This window comes from Streptomyces sp. NPDC006711 (assembly GCF_042869775.1).
In the GTDB taxonomy this organism is placed as follows: Bacteria; Actinomycetota; Actinomycetes; order Streptomycetales; family Streptomycetaceae; genus Streptomyces.
The window spans coordinates 62,493-77,648 of the sequence record NZ_JBIAGO010000008.1 but is presented as its reverse complement, the minus strand read 5'-3'; the positions used below and the strand labels follow the sequence as shown (position 1 = coordinate 77,648).

Sequence of the window (15,156 nt, the reverse complement as noted above, 5' to 3'; positions counted from 1 at the left end):
AAGAATCGACCCCGAAAGAGGGATTGACGACAAGTGCTCGACGTCAACTTCTTCGACGAGCTGCGGATCGGCCTCGCCACTGCTGACGACATTCGTCAGTGGTCACACGGTGAGGTCAAGAAGCCGGAGACCATCAACTACCGCACCCTCAAGCCCGAGAAGGACGGACTCTTCTGCGAGAAGATCTTCGGTCCTACCCGGGACTGGGAGTGCTACTGCGGCAAGTACAAGCGCGTCCGCTTCAAGGGCATCATCTGTGAGCGCTGTGGCGTAGAGGTCACGCGTGCCAAGGTGCGCCGCGAGCGGATGGGCCACATCGAGCTTGCCGCTCCCGTGACCCACATCTGGTACTTCAAGGGCGTCCCGTCGCGTCTTGGCTACCTGCTCGACCTCGCGCCGAAGGACCTCGAAAAGGTCATCTACTTCGCCGCGTACATGATCACGTTCGTGGACGAGGAGCGCCGTACGCGCGACCTGCCGTCGCTGGAGGCGCACGTCTCCGTCGAGCGCCAGCAGATCGAGAACCGCCGCGACTCCGACCTCGAAGCCCGCGCCAAGAAGCTCGAGAGCGACCTCGCCGAGCTGGAGGCCGAGGGTGCCAAGGCCGACGTGCGCCGCAAGGTGCGCGAGGGTGCCGAGCGTGAGATGAAGCAGCTGCGCGACCGTTCGCAGCGCGAGATCGACCGTCTCGACGAGGTGTGGAGCCGCTTCAAGAACCTCAAGGTCCAGGACCTCGAGGGCGACGAACTGCTCTACCGCGAGCTGCGTGACCGCTTCGGCACGTACTTCGACGGCTCGATGGGCGCCGCCGCTCTTCAGAAGCGCCTGGAGACGTTCGACCTCGACGAGGAGGCCGAGCGCCTTCGCGAGATCATCCGCACCGGCAAGGGCCAGAAGAAGACCCGTGCGCTCAAGCGCCTCAAGGTCGTCTCCGCGTTCCTCCAGACCAGCAACAGCCCCAAGGGCATGGTGCTGGACTGCGTGCCGGTCATCCCGCCGGACCTGCGTCCGATGGTGCAGCTGGACGGTGGCCGCTTCGCGACCTCCGACCTGAACGACCTGTACCGCCGCGTGATCAACCGCAACAACCGCCTCAAGCGACTCCTTGACCTCGGCGCCCCCGAGATCATCGTGAACAACGAGAAGCGCATGCTTCAGGAGGCCGTCGACGCGCTCTTCGACAACGGCCGTCGTGGTCGCCCGGTCACGGGCCCCGGCAACCGTCCGCTGAAGTCGCTCTCCGACATGCTCAAGGGCAAGCAGGGCCGCTTCCGTCAGAACCTGCTCGGCAAGCGTGTGGACTACTCCGCGCGTTCCGTCATCGTCGTCGGCCCGCAGCTCAAGCTGCACCAGTGCGGTCTGCCGAAGGCCATGGCGCTCGAGCTCTTCAAGCCGTTCGTGATGAAGCGCCTGGTCGACCTGAACCACGCACAGAACATCAAGAGCGCCAAGCGGATGGTCGAGCGCGGCCGCACGGTCGTGTACGACGTCCTCGAAGAGGTCATCGCCGAGCACCCGGTTCTGCTGAACCGTGCGCCCACGCTGCACCGCCTCGGCATCCAGGCCTTCGAGCCCCAGCTGGTCGAGGGCAAGGCCATCCAGATCCACCCGCTCGTGTGCACCGCGTTCAACGCGGACTTCGACGGTGACCAGATGGCCGTCCACCTGCCGCTCTCCGCGGAGGCGCAGGCCGAGGCCCGCATCCTGATGCTGTCCTCGAACAACATCCTGAAGCCGGCCGACGGTCGTCCCGTCACCATGCCGACCCAGGACATGGTGCTCGGCCTCTTCTTCCTCACCACGGACGAGGAGGAGCGCGAGGTGAAGGGCGCAGGCCGCGCCTTCAACTCGACCGCCGAGGCGATCATGGCGTTCGACGCCCGGGAGCTCTCGCTCCAGGCGAAGATCGACATCCGCTTCCCGATCGGCACCGTCCCGCCGCGTGGCTGGACCCCGCCGCTCGACGAGGACGGCGAGACGACCTGGCAGCAGGGCGACTCGTTCCGTCTGCGGACCTCCCTGGGCCGCGCGCTCTTCAACGAGCTGCTGCCCGAGGACTACCCGTTCGTCGACTACTCGGTCGGCAAGAAGCAGCTCTCCGAGATCGTCAACGACCTCGCCGAGCGCTACCCCAAGGTCATCGTGGCGGCGACGCTCGACAACCTGAAGGCGGCCGGCTTCTTCTGGGCGACCCGTTCCGGCGTCACCGTCGCCGTCTCGGACATCGTCGTCCCCGAGGCCAAGAAGGCCATCGTCCAGGGCTACGAGGCCCAGGACGAGAAGGTGCAGAAGCAGTACGAGCGCGGTCTGATCACCAAGGACGAGCGCACGCAGGAGCTCATCGCGATCTGGACCAAGGCGACCAATGAGGTTGCCGAGGCGATGAACGCGAACTTCCCCAAGACGAACCCCATCTTCATGATGGTTGACTCGGGTGCCCGAGGAAACATGATGCAGATGCGTCAGATCGCCGGTATGCGTGGTCTGGTGTCGAACGCGAAGAACGAGACCATCCCGCGTCCGATCAAGGCCTCGTTCCGCGAGGGCCTGACCGTGCTCGAGTACTTCATCTCGACCCACGGTGCCCGTAAGGGTCTGGCCGACACCGCCCTGCGTACCGCCGACTCGGGTTACCTGACCCGTCGTCTGGTGGACGTCTCGCAGGACGTCATCATCCGCGAGGAGGACTGCGGCACCGACCGCGGCCTCAAGCTCAAGATCGCGGAGCGGGGCGCCGACGGCGTGCTGCGCAAGACCGAGGACGTCGAGACCTCCGTCTACGCCCGCATGCTCGCCGAGGACGTCGTCGTCGACGGCAAGGTCATCGCGCCGGCCAACGTGGACCTCGGTGACGTGCTCATCGACGCCCTCGTGGGCGCGGGTGTCGAGGAGGTCAAGACCCGCTCGGTCCTGACCTGTGAGTCCGCGGTCGGCACTTGTGCCTTCTGCTACGGACGCTCGCTCGCCACCGGCAAGCTGGTCGACATCGGTGAAGCGGTCGGCATCATCGCCGCCCAGTCCATCGGTGAGCCCGGTACCCAGCTGACGATGCGTACCTTCCACACCGGTGGTGTGGCCGGTGACGACATCACGCAGGGTCTGCCGCGTGTCGTCGAGCTCTTCGAGGCCCGTACGCCCAAGGGTGTCGCGCCGATCTCGGAGGCCAAGGGCCGGATCCGCATCGAGGAGACCGAGAAGACCAAGAAGATCGTCGTCACCCCGGACGACGGCAGCGAGGAGACGGCGTTCCCGATCTCCAAGCGTGCCCGTCTCCTGGTCGGCGAGGGCGACGCGGTCGAGGTGGGCCAGAAGCTCACCGTCGGTGCCACCAACCCGCACGACGTGCTGCGGATCCTCGGTCAGCGCGCGGTCCAGGTCCACCTGGTCGGCGAAGTCCAGAAGGTCTACAACAGCCAGGGCGTGTCGATCCACGACAAGCACATCGAGATCATCATCCGGCAGATGCTGCGCCGCGTGACGATCATCGAGTCCGGCGACGCGGAGCTGCTGCCGGGCGAGCTCGTCGAGCGCTCGAAGTTCGAGACCGAGAACCGTCGTGTGGTCACGGAAGGCGGCCACCCGGCCTCCGGCCGTCCGCAGCTGATGGGTATCACCAAGGCCTCGCTTGCGACGGAATCCTGGCTGTCGGCCGCCTCCTTCCAGGAGACGACCCGAGTCCTGACGGATGCGGCGATCAACGCCAAGTCCGACAGCCTCATCGGCCTCAAGGAGAACGTCATCATCGGTAAGCTCATCCCGGCCGGTACGGGTCTGTCCCGCTACCGCAACATCCGGGTCGAGCCCACCGAAGAGGCCAAGGCCGCGATGTACTCGGCCGTCGGCTACGACGACATCGACTACTCGCCGTTCGGCACGGGCTCCGGCCAGGCCGTCCCGCTGGAGGACTACGACTACGGTCCGTACAACCAGTAAGGCGTACGTCTGACGTACTGAAGGGCGCCCATCCCGCTGCGTGCGGGGTGGGCGCCCTTCGGGGTTCTCAGTTTGAAGTGCCGCCGCCGAGGTATCGCTGAAGGCGTTGAAGCCTCGTGTGGTGGTCCGGGTGGGAGGAGAGCAGTGCTTTGGAGGGACGGTGATGATCGCTGATGCGTGACGGCGGCTTGGCCGCCTCCTCATCGGTGATGAAGCGCTGCAGCACGTCGACGAGCTGTGGACCATAGCCGTGCCGGGCGGCAGCGCGGTCGGCACGCAGTTCGGCCCTCCGATTCACCGCTGCGATCAGCCACGGTGTCAGGATGAGCAGTAGGAGCCAGGGGAACACCAGCACCGTCACCAGCGCGGCCGAGCCGGCGATGAGCACGGCCCGAGCCCGGAAGCGTTCGGCTCGGTAGGGAGAGGTTGGCCTGGTCAGACGGTGCAGGGCCCGGATGCCGCGCCAGGTGAGTCTGCCGGGCAAGGCGTACCACGAGGTCAGCAACGTGGCCCACGAGTGCCCGGCGATGTGGTGGCTGAGCTCGTGCGCCAGGACGGCGGAGAGCTGACCCGGTGGGAGCCGCAGCGCTGCCGAGGTCACGGCCACGATGTGGCCCGCGGCCGCCTCCGCGTTGAGGGCCGGGCTCTCGTCGATCCAGAGCTGATATGCGCGGGCGTCGGCGCCGAAACGAGCTGCGACGTTGCGCCAGACAGGTCCGAGCTGTTCCATCTCCACGAGGGACGGCGGGCGGTGACCCAGCAAGTGGCGGGCGAGAAATGTCTCGGTCGGGTGGTGAAAGACCAGCGCCCCGCTGAGCAGCCACGCGACGGCAACGGCCCAGATGGGCATGCCGGTCCAGCTCCGCAACACGTACCCCAGGCACGCCACGACCGCGAGACCTGCGGCTGTGTGCGGCAGATGGAGTGCGAGCGATCCGATGGCGGCGGCGTCGACACCTCTGCGCCGGGCCGGGATGTGGACACGCCCGGTGCCCGCATGCCAAGACGTCGAACCGGCAGGTTCTTCAGGGGACTCGGTGCGCTGGGCCTCCACCGGGGGAGCGGCCGACGGAGACGGAGACGGGGATACGGGCGAGGACGTGGGCTCAGGGTATTGCGGCTCGTACGGTTCGGACATGGTGCTCCTTCCTATGCCGGGGTGGCCCTCATTTGAGGAGCAGGGCGGTGGGCAGCAGCAGGGTGGTGCAGGAAAGCGCGGCGAGCGCGCAACGAATCCAGAAGTACTTGCGCGCGGCGATACCGCTCGTGGCCGCGAGCGCCGCGACGATCAATGGCAGCGGATCCTGCTCGGCCGCTCGCAGCGCCTCGGACAGACCGCCCAGGGCTGCGGCACGCTGGATGTCGCCGAAGTTGCCGAGCGGTTGCCCGGGCTCCCATGTGCTTTTGCGGTAGCGCGGCAGAACAGCGAGAAATATCGCGAACAGCGCGGCGGCCAGGGTGGCGATACCGGCCCACCACAAGGCGCCCGCAGGGGCGGAGAGGCGCGCCGGGCTCCACCCGTGACCTACCGCAAGCCCTGTGAACAGGCCCGTGGCCATGGCGATGACCGCGATCAGTGCGCCGGCCTTGCTGTCGGCACGGCCTATCTCGGTCCGGACCTCGGACAACAGCCTGACACCGGACTGCTGATCCCGCCGGCTCATGGCTTTCCGCCTTGGCTTCCAGGCTTTGACGTCCCCGCCAGTTTGCGCAGAGGAACCGCAGGGGGTGGTGCGGCTGGTCCCCCGTCGGCAAGCAGGGAGCGGAAGAGCGCCAGTACCAGCTGCTGTGGTTCCTCCAACTGGTACTGCTCCAGAGCCTCGTCAGGCAGAACGCGGTTGATGAGCTGGAGTTGGTTCTCGATCCGTTTGATGTCCCTGTCACGCAGGCTGTCCACCACGAGTTGGGTGTCCTCGGCGTGCTGGGACAGATGCAGCAGGAGGGAGCTGAGCCCGCCCTCGGCCAAGTGGTGGCGGTAGAACGCGATCTTCTGTGCCCTGAGGTCCTGCTCCTGCCGTAACTTCAGCGCCGCCGCGTCATGTTCGGGTAATGCTGCGGCCGCGTCGTACCGGGCCGTTCGCAACCTGCCTTGATGAGCCCGGGCGTCGGCATCGCGGCGCAACTGTACGGTGCCTGCCAGCCGCAGTCCCTGAGCAGCCGCGAGATCGGTGGAAGCGTCGAGCAGCTGCTGTACGCAGGCTTCGGCGTCGGCGCTCGACGCGCTCGGAAACTTCCGCGTCACGGGGCGTACGAGACGCTGGACCAGGCGGTGCAGGAGAGCCGGAACATCGCGTTCCTGGCTGACCACGAACCGCTCCGGGTCCACCACCTGCCAGGTGAAATCGAAGAGCGTGTCGAACTCGAAACTGTCCACATCGCTGGGGAGTTTGGCGGCCAGCAGCACCGGCTGGACTCCCAGTTCCACCTCGTACACGGCGGTGCAGCCTCGAAGGTTGCCCGGGCGCCGTGGCGGCAGGTATGTCTCGTACGCACCGAAGGCATTGGCTATGACCAGGGCGCAGTCCGCGCGCCCCAGGTAGCGTCGTGCTGGGAGCTCGTAACGCGAGAGATGCCGCACAGCGAGCACGGGGTCCCGCATCCCGATGGGACGTCCCGTCGGCTCTTGCCAGTCCGAGCGCCGCTCGTCTTGAGGTGTCGGGACCGTCCGTGTTTCCGGCCCTTCCCGGCTGTCGTCCACTGAAAATCCTCTCCGCGTCATGTGTGCTCCGCTACGACGGGCCGCAGGCGGTCGGCGACGTCCAGGGGACCGCCGTCCTTCTCGTGTGCGGTGCGCAGGAGATGGCTGAGCCGCAATTGATTGACTCGCGTGGTGGCGAGGGCACCGAGCAGCGTGGCGAGAGGCAGCTCCACACGCGGGTCGTGCTCCCCCGCGCGTATCCAGTCCCGCAACGTCTCCAGAGCTGAGTCGGTGTGGGCTCGATCGGCCAGCCAGGCGCGCCACATTCCGGTCAGGAGGGCATCCGCGTCGCTGTCGGGGCAGGAGTAAGCCTCGAAGAACCATTCGAGAACAAGGGGACGACCGGTCCCTTCCGCGTATTCACGGCAGGAGAGCGCGAAGGCACGCATGACGTGATCGTGGATGGCGCGGTCGTCGTGGAGCAGAGACGCGAGCTCACGCAGTACGGGTTCGCGGGCCGCGAGCAGCAGGAGCTGGGTCGCCTCTGCGAGCTGATTCACCTCCTCTTCCTCCTCGTTCTCCAGCCGAACGGCGTCGAGCAGGGCGCGTAGCGCCTCCAAGGGGTTCAAGGGGCCCAACAGGCCGTAGGTACGGATGGCGGTCCATCGGCGGCTGGGATGTTCACCAGTGCACCAGGCGTGCAGGATCCGGGACACGGCCGTCACGTCGAGCAGCCGTGCCAGACTGAGGGCATTGGCGGCACTCAGCCATCCGGTGTAGGACTTGCCGCTGGCCCAGGGCTCGATCAGAAGCGCCATGGCGGAAGGGAGATCTGCCTCCGCGAGGTAGGCGGTGGCGGCGGCGGCGCGCGTGCGGACCATGGGGCGTCCATCGACGGCGAGCTGCTGCAACCAGCGCACCAACGCGACGCGGGCGGAAGGATGGACGGTCCACACTTCGCGCAGCAGGAGCCGCGCCGTCTGATCGTCCTGAAACTCGGCCATGTACTGGGGGACAGGCCCCCACTCGGTGACCTCGTCCCGCACACACCCTGAAGCCTGGGCGAGCTCAAGACGAGATGACAGCGAACTGCCGAAGATGGGGATACGAGGAGACTCGTGCGGGTTGGCGGTCTTTTGGAGCAGGACGAACAAGGCGTCCCCCAGTTCGGCGGCAACGGCGTAGGGAGCGCCGTCGAACACCGCGAGAGAGACGAGGAACGCCTTGTCTCGCAGTTCCTCGCCGTTCTCCTTCTCGGGTTCGGTGAGCCACTGCGTGATCCGATCCGCCAGCGCGGAGCGGGTCAGCTCGGTCAGCCTCTCGGCGGAGAGTTCACCTCGATGGTGTGCGGCGAGCTGACCGGCGAACTTCGCCGTCTCGCCGGGCTGGTGAGGGCGACTCAGGAATTCCTCCACGACAGGCAGACGCTTCAGTTGCGCCCATGCGTCCCGCCCCACCATCCTCTGGACGTGGGCGGAGAGAATATCCCTCGCGGCAGGCGGCTCCCACTGGACACACGGAATGTTCTTCAGCGCGGCGGAGGCCTCCACGGTGATGACGAGCCGGGCACCGTCCCGTCGTAACGCGTCCCGCATGGCCAGTAGATGGGGCTCCAGGAGCGGACGGCTCCGGCTGGTGGTCAAGTCGCGCAGGAGGAAACCCGGGGACCCCTCGAGCACATCGGTCACCGCGCCCGGGGCGGTACCGGGATCGAGCAGGCGGATCGGACTGGCACCCGACTGGTGCAGCAACGCCACGGCGGCGGCCCGGCGCCCGGACGCACGGCTCCCCATGAGAACGACGACGTGTTCGTCGCGCAGGCGTGCCAGCGCGTCCTCAAAGCTTGGGCAGCCCTGGAAGACGGCCGTGAGCTGTGCCACGTCGTGGTCGCGGAGGAAGCCGGAACTTGCCAGATGGCTGGGGCCTGAGCCCCTGGCGCCGAACTGGAAGACGACGTCGCCGGCGACGTGGCCGCCGCTGAGTCCGTACTGGTCACCAGAGATCAGGCTGCCCAGGGAACCGGGGGTGAGGTCGATGAGATCGCGCCGAGCCGCCCACGCGGGCTGCCGTTCCCCGGGGCCCTCCTTCTCCTGTCCCCCCTGCTCCTGACCGGCGTCGGCCGACGCCGCGTCCTCCGGACGGTCAGAAGATCCGGCTGCCGCTTTCGGCGCTTTCTCGGCCTTCACGGCCGCGTTCTCGCTCACGGGCGTTCACCTCGGAGGTCGAAGCTGACATCGCCGTTGACCTCGCCGCCCGCGATCCCGTACTGCGAGCCCATGATGTGAGTGCCGCCCGAGGCCCGGTCGGACCCTGCCGAAGGAGGCGTATCGGGGGTGCTGAGTGACAGGAGCGGAGCCGTCTTGTGCAGCCACGCGATCGTGGGCCCTTCCTTGGCTTGTACCGTGATCTGCCGGAACTCCTCGCTCCGCACTCCGTGATGGCCATGGCGTACCACGCCCTGGTACACGGTGTCCGATACACACAGCACGCTGTTGTCGGCGCTGTTCCGCAAGGCCTCGCGCAGAGGTTCGGCGTCGAGCAGCCGGAAGGCATGGTTGAGATCGGAGCCGATCCAGCCCTTCTCGTCCACGGCGACATAGCCGGCGGCGAGCACGACACGCAGCCGCATCCGGTTGCTTGCGGCGCTCAGCCGGTTCTTCGCGTGGAGCAGCATCGGGGTCTCGGTGAGCAGCGCCTTCACCAGTGTCGACACCGGCACGGTGGCGTCGATCAGCTCGACGACGGAATCTCCCCGGTCCGCACGGAGGCGAGACGTCTCGTTGATGTGCGCCGCGCGCAACGTGCCGTCGGCGACGTCGTAGAGCAGCCGTCGGAGAAAAGCCTGTTCGACATCGTCCCGGGTACCGAACTTCTCGATGTCGAAGAGCAGGATGGTGCGGTGCAGAGCTTCGGTCATGACTGCCTCTCGTGCGGGGGCGGATCCGTGTCCGGAGCACGGTCTCGCTTGCACGACGGGGCGACGAGGGCGGATGACGCTGATGAACTGTGACAGCGTGCACAGAGTGGCCCAGCGTCACGAATTGATCACAGAGGGGGCTCGCCGCCGCTGATCCGGCGCAGCAGGTCCGGCCGCACGATGACCAGCCGGCGGCGGCTGGTCACCACGGCACGTCTGTCCCGTAAGTCCTTGAGCAGCCGGGCGACAGCCTCTCGTGACGCCCCGATGGAACCGGCTATCTCGTACTGGCTGAGCGGCACGGTCAGTTCGAGCCCTTCGGGCGTACGGTGGCCGTGGGTGCGCGCGAGGTCCAGAAGCAGCACGGCCAGACGCTCTCGCACGGTGAGGGCGGCCGTCTCCAGGCGCCGCTGATCACCGGAGCGCAGCCGGTCCGTCGTCAAGCTGAGCAGTTGCAGGGCGACCTGGGGGCTGTGGTGCAGAAACCCGATGAAGCGCCTCTGCTCGATGGCGACGGTCTCCAGACGTTCGAGCGAGGTGACGGTAGCGGCCCGAGGGCGTCCGCTGAGCGCCGCACCCTCGCCCACGATGTCACCGGGACCGCGCAGGGCCAGGAGTACCTCGTATCCGTTGACCGCAGCGGCGGTGACCTTGGTCCAGCCGTGGAGGATCAGCAGCACATGGGTGGACGGCTCATCCTGGTGGATCACCACGGTGCGGGCGGGGAAGCGAAGGGCGCGCCCCAGGGCCAGGAGAGCGGTGCGCGCCTCCGGGTCCAGCCGGGCGAGGAAGGGGACCTGATCGTCCAGGCCGCCTCCGTCGGTGGAACGCACTTCTGTCCTTGCCATGATCCGCCCCCCTGTGTCCGTCTCCCGAGCGGGGCGGACGCGTGACCCTTCAACGTACTAAAGCGCGACGGCGGGGGCGGGGGGATCGATCACCTTGGGGACCGGCCGCAGCGGCGCGCGGTCACCGGCGTGTCGTCCTGGACGGCATTTGTTTTGACCCAAGTCGATGCGGTAGGTACGCTCAGACCTTGTGCCTGGGGTGTGCCTGGGCTCCGCTGCGTGCCTACGTCCGCAGCGCGAGCTTCTGGACCGGCCACCGCAATCTGCGCTTCTCCCGCCCTCGGGCGGGGTCCGCAGTATTCGACACACCCGACCGCGTGGGTCGGAGACGTGTTTCAGGTTAGTTTTACTACGGCACACAGAAACCGGAGAAGTAGTGCCTACGATCCAGCAGCTGGTCCGGAAGGGCCGGCAGGACAAGGTCGAGAAGAACAAGACGCCCGCGCTCGAGGGTTCGCCCCAGCGCCGCGGCGTCTGCACGCGTGTGTTCACGACCACCCCGAAGAAGCCGAACTCGGCGCTCCGTAAGGTCGCGCGTGTGCGTCTGACCTCCGGCATCGAGGTCACGGCCTACATCCCGGGTGAGGGACACAACCTGCAGGAGCACTCCATCGTGCTCGTGCGTGGTGGCCGTGTGAAGGACCTGCCGGGTGTTCGCTACAAGATCATCCGCGGTTCGCTCGACACCCAGGGTGTCAAGAACCGCAAGCAGGCCCGCAGCCGCTACGGCGCCAAGAAGGAGAAGTAAGAATGCCTCGTAAGGGCCCCGCCCCGAAGCGCCCGGTCATCATCGACCCGGTCTACAGCTCTCCTCTTGTCACCTCGCTGATCAACAAGATCCTGCTGGACGGAAAGCGCTCCACCGCCGAGCGCATCGTCTACGGCGCCATGGAGGGCCTGCGCGAGAAGACCGGTGCTGACCCGGTCATCACGCTCAAGCGCGCTCTGGAGAACGTCAAGCCGTCTCTTGAGGTCAAGTCCCGCCGTGTCGGTGGCGCCACCTACCAGGTGCCGATCGAGGTCAAGCCCGGTCGCGCCGCCACCCTCTCGCTTCGCTGGATCGTGGGTTACTCCCGCGCCCGCCGTGAGAAGACCATGACCGAACGCCTCATGAACGAGCTGCTCGACGCCTCCAACGGCCTCGGCGCCGCGGTCAAGAAGCGTGAGGACACCCACAAGATGGCCGAGTCCAACAAGGCCTTCGCGCACTACCGCTGGTAGTCGCTACCCACATCGAGACCGAGAGAAGACTGAGCCGATATGGCTACCACTTCACTTGACCTGGCCAAGGTCCGCAACATCGGGATCATGGCTCACATCGACGCGGGCAAGACGACCACCACCGAGCGGATCCTGTTCTACACCGGTGTGTCGTACAAGATCGGTGAGGTCCACGACGGCGCTGCCACGATGGACTGGATGGAGCAGGAGCAGGAGCGCGGCATCACGATCACGTCCGCCGCGACGACCTGCCACTGGCCGCTCGAGGACGTCGACCACACCATCAACATCATCGACACCCCGGGTCACGTGGACTTCACGGTCGAGGTGGAGCGTTCGCTCCGCGTCCTCGACGGTGCGGTCACCGTGTTCGACGGTGTCGCCGGTGTGGAGCCGCAGTCCGAGACGGTCTGGCGTCAGGCCGACCGTTACGGCGTTCCGCGCATCTGCTTCGTCAACAAGCTCGACCGTACCGGCGCCGAGTTCCACCGCTGCGTCGACATGATCGTGGACCGCCTCGGCGCCACCCCGATCGTGATGCAGCTGCCGATCGGTGCCGAGGCCAACTTCGAGGGCGTTGTGGACCTGGTCCGCATGAAGGCCCTCGTGTGGTCCGCGGAAGCGACCAAGGGCGAGATGTACGACGTCGTCGACATCCCGGCCACGCACGTCGAAGCCGCTGAAGAGTGGCGCGGCAAGCTGGTCGAGACCGTCGCGGAGAACGACGACCAGATCATGGAGCTCTTCCTCGAGGGCGTCGAGCCCACCGAGGAGCAGCTGTACGCCGCGGTGCGTCGCATCACCATCGCGTCCGGCAAGGGCGGCGACACCACCGTCACCCCCGTGTTCTGTGGCACCGCGTTCAAGAACAAGGGCGTCCAGCCCCTGCTCGACGCGGTCGTCCGCTACCTGCCTTCCCCCCTGGACGTCGAGGCCATCGAGGGCCACGACGTCAAGGACCCGGAGGTCGTGGTCAAGCGCAAGCCGTCCGACGAGGAGCCCCTCTCGGCGCTGGCGTTCAAGATCGCGTCCGACCCGCACCTGGGCAAGCTCACCTTCATCCGGATCTACTCCGGACGCCTTGAGGCCGGCACCGCTGTGCTGAACTCGGTCAAGGGCAAGAAGGAGCGCATCGGCAAGATCTACCGCATGCACGCGAACAAGCGTGAGGAGATCGAGTCGGTGGGCGCCGGTGACATCGTGGCCGTCATGGGCCTGAAGCAGACCACCACCGGTGAGACGCTTTCGGACGAGAAGAGCCCGGTGATCCTGGAGTCCATGGACTTCCCGGCGCCGGTCATCGAGGTCGCGATCGAGCCCAAGTCCAAGGGTGACCAGGAGAAGCTGGGTGTCGCCATCCAGCGTCTCGCGGAGGAGGACCCCTCCTTCCAGGTGCACACCAACGAGGAGACCGGCCAGACCGTCATCGGCGGTATGGGCGAGCTTCACCTCGACGTCCTCGTCGACCGTATGCGTCGCGAGTTCAAGGTCGAGGCGAACGTCGGCAAGCCGCAGGTCGCGTACCGCGAGACGATCCGCAAGACCGTCGAGCGCGTGGACTACACCCACAAGAAGCAGACCGGTGGTACCGGTCAGTTCGCCAAGGTGCAGATCGCGATCGAGCCCATCGAGGGCGGCGAAGCGGCGTACGAGTTCGTGAACAAGGTCACCGGTGGCCGCATCCCCCGGGAGTACATCCCGTCGGTGGACGCGGGTGCGCAGGAGGCCATGCAGTTCGGCATCCTGGCCGGCTACGAGATGACGGGCGTCCGCGTCACGCTTCTCGACGGTGGCTACCACGAGGTCGACTCCTCCGAGCTCGCGTTCAAGATCGCCGGTTCGCAGGCCTTCAAGGAGGCCGCGCGCAAGGCTTCGCCCGTGCTCCTCGAGCCGATGATGGCCGTCGAGGTCGTCACGCCCGAGGACTACATGGGTGAAGTCATCGGTGACATCAACTCCCGCCGTGGCCAGATCCAGGCCATGGAGGAGCGCAGCGGCGCCCGCGTCGTGAAGGGCCTCGTGCCCCTCTCGGAGATGTTCGGCTACGTCGGCGACCTCCGCAGCAAGACCTCGGGTCGCGCAAGCTACTCGATGCAGTTCGACTCCTACGCCGAGGTTCCGCGGAACGTCGCCGAGGAGATCATCGCGAAGGCCAAGGGCGAGTAACTCTCCCAAGTTCACGCTTTAGGCTTGTCACCGGAGCCACTGGGGCATTCGGCGTAAACCATCAGGTTTACGGTGAGTGCCCCGGGCCCCGGCATCCCAGCAAAGATCACCTGGCGCCGATGAAGCAAGGCGTACAGAACCACTCCACAGGAGGACCCAGTGGCGAAGGCGAAGTTCGAGCGGACTAAGCCGCACGTCAACATCGGCACCATCGGTCACATTGACCACGGTAAGACGACCCTCACGGCCGCCATTACCAAGGTGCTGCACGACGCGTACCCGGACCTGAACGAGGCCTCGGCCTTCGACCAGATCGACAAGGCTCCCGAGGAGCGCCAGCGCGGTATCACGATCTCGATCGCGCACGTCGAGTACCAGACCGAGTCGCGTCACTACGCCCACGTCGACTGCCCCGGTCACGCGGACTACATCAAGAACATGATCACGGGTGCCGCGCAGATGGACGGCGCGATCCTCGTGGTTGCCGCCACCGACGGCCCGATGCCGCAGACCAAGGAGCACGTGCTCCTGGCCCGCCAGGTCGGCGTTCCCTACATCGTCGTCGCCCTGAACAAGGCCGACATGGTGGACGACGAGGAGATCCTGGAGCTCGTCGAGCTCGAGGTCCGTGAGCTCCTCTCCGAGTACGAGTTCCCGGGCGACGACCTGCCGGTCGTCAAGGTCTCGGCGCTCAAGGCGCTCGAGGGCGACGAGGAGTGGGGCAAGTCCGTCCTGAACCTCATGGCCGCCGTCGACGAGGCGATCCCGCAGCCCGAGCGTGACGTCGACAAGCCGTTCCTGATGCCGATCGAGGACGTCTTCACGATCACCGGTCGTGGCACCGTCGTCACCGGTCGTATCGAGCGTGGTGTCCTGAAGGTCAACGAGACCGTCGACATCGTCGGTATCAAGACCGAGAAGACCACCACCACGGTCACCGGCATCGAGATGTTCCGCAAGCTGCTCGACGAGGGCCAGGCCGGTGAGAACGTCGGTCTGCTGCTTCGTGGCATCAAGCGCGAGGACGTCGAGCGCGGCCAGGTCATCATCAAGCCCGGTTCGGTCACCCCGCACACCGAGTTCGAGGCCCAGGCGTACATCCTGTCCAAGGACGAGGGTGGCCGTCACACGCCGTTCTTCAACAACTACCGCCCGCAGTTCTACTTCCGTACGACTGACGTGACCGGTGTCGTTACCCTCCCCGAGGGCACCGAGATGGTCATGCCGGGCGACAACACCTCGATGACGGTCGCGCTGATCCAGCCGGTCGCCATGGAGGAGGGCCTGAAGTTCGCCATCCGTGAGGGTGGCCGGACCGTGGGCGCCGGCCAGGTCGTCAAGATCGTCAAGTAAGTACCTGACGAGTGACCTGGTAGCTCGCTGAGCTGTCACAAGAGCCCCGCACCTTTCGAGGTGCGGGGCTCTTGGCGTTG

General features: G+C 66.6%; 11 protein-coding genes. 5 read left to right on the top strand and 6 right to left on the bottom strand.

What is annotated here, in order from left to right:
* Nucleotides 1-33: 33 nt before the first annotated feature.
* Nucleotides 34-3,933, top strand: a complete 3,900-nt coding sequence (locus tag ACFYM2_RS18260) for a DNA-directed RNA polymerase subunit beta' (RefSeq protein WP_359000885.1) — start codon at nt 34-36, stop codon at nt 3,931-3,933.
* A gap of 67 nt (nt 3,934-4,000) precedes the next feature.
* On the opposite strand, the gene ACFYM2_RS18255 is transcribed toward ACFYM2_RS18260, so the two are convergent.
* The 6 genes from ACFYM2_RS18255 to ACFYM2_RS18230 form a co-directional block, all read right to left on the bottom strand.
* Nucleotides 4,001-4,783, bottom strand: coding sequence for a M48 family metalloprotease (locus ACFYM2_RS18255; protein WP_388837223.1), 783 nt, complete (start codon nt 4,781-4,783; stop codon nt 4,001-4,003).
* Between the two features lie 316 nt (nt 4,784-5,099).
* Nucleotides 5,100-5,597, bottom strand: a complete 498-nt coding sequence (locus ACFYM2_RS18250) for a Pycsar system effector family protein (protein ID WP_388837220.1) — start codon at nt 5,595-5,597, stop codon at nt 5,100-5,102.
* Nucleotides 5,594-6,367: a hypothetical protein gene (locus tag ACFYM2_RS18245; protein ID WP_388837217.1), complete on the bottom strand. Its 774-nt coding sequence runs from the start codon at nt 6,365-6,367 to the stop codon at nt 5,594-5,596. The genes ACFYM2_RS18250 and ACFYM2_RS18245 overlap by 4 nt, the downstream gene beginning before the upstream one ends.
* Before the next feature lie 281 nt (nt 6,368-6,648).
* Complete coding sequence (locus ACFYM2_RS18240) at nt 6,649-8,775, bottom strand: hypothetical protein (protein WP_388837214.1); 2,127 nt, start codon at nt 8,773-8,775, stop codon at nt 6,649-6,651.
* Nucleotides 8,772-9,488 (bottom strand): hypothetical protein, encoded by a 717-nt coding sequence (locus ACFYM2_RS18235; protein WP_388837212.1) that lies wholly within the window; start codon nt 9,486-9,488, stop codon nt 8,772-8,774. The genes ACFYM2_RS18240 and ACFYM2_RS18235 overlap by 4 nt, the downstream gene beginning before the upstream one ends.
* A gap of 128 nt (nt 9,489-9,616) precedes the next feature.
* Nucleotides 9,617-10,336 (bottom strand): Crp/Fnr family transcriptional regulator, encoded by a 720-nt coding sequence (locus ACFYM2_RS18230; protein WP_388837209.1) that lies wholly within the window; start codon nt 10,334-10,336, stop codon nt 9,617-9,619.
* A gap of 376 nt (nt 10,337-10,712) precedes the next feature.
* Here ACFYM2_RS18230 and rpsL point away from each other — a divergent pair, with 376 nt between their 5' ends.
* The 4 genes from rpsL to tuf all read left to right on the top strand — a co-directional run bounded on the left by rpsL (nt 10,713) and on the right by tuf (nt 15,076).
* The gene (gene rpsL / locus ACFYM2_RS18225; RefSeq protein ID WP_003948652.1) at nt 10,713-11,084 is read left to right on the top strand and encodes a 30S ribosomal protein S12; all 372 of its coding nucleotides are present in this window, start codon (nt 10,713-10,715) and stop codon (nt 11,082-11,084) included.
* A gap of 2 nt (nt 11,085-11,086) precedes the next feature.
* On the top strand, nt 11,087-11,557 hold the full coding sequence (gene rpsG, locus ACFYM2_RS18220) for a 30S ribosomal protein S7 (RefSeq protein ID WP_014154599.1): 471 nt from the start codon (nt 11,087-11,089) through the stop codon (nt 11,555-11,557).
* A gap of 39 nt (nt 11,558-11,596) precedes the next feature.
* Nucleotides 11,597-13,723 (top strand): elongation factor G, encoded by a 2,127-nt coding sequence (gene fusA / locus ACFYM2_RS18215; RefSeq protein ID WP_350232136.1) that lies wholly within the window; start codon nt 11,597-11,599, stop codon nt 13,721-13,723.
* Between the two features lie 159 nt (nt 13,724-13,882).
* The gene (gene tuf, locus ACFYM2_RS18210) at nt 13,883-15,076 is read left to right on the top strand and encodes an elongation factor Tu (RefSeq protein WP_350232137.1); all 1,194 of its coding nucleotides are present in this window, start codon (nt 13,883-13,885) and stop codon (nt 15,074-15,076) included.
* Nucleotides 15,077-15,156: the final 80 nt, after the last annotated feature.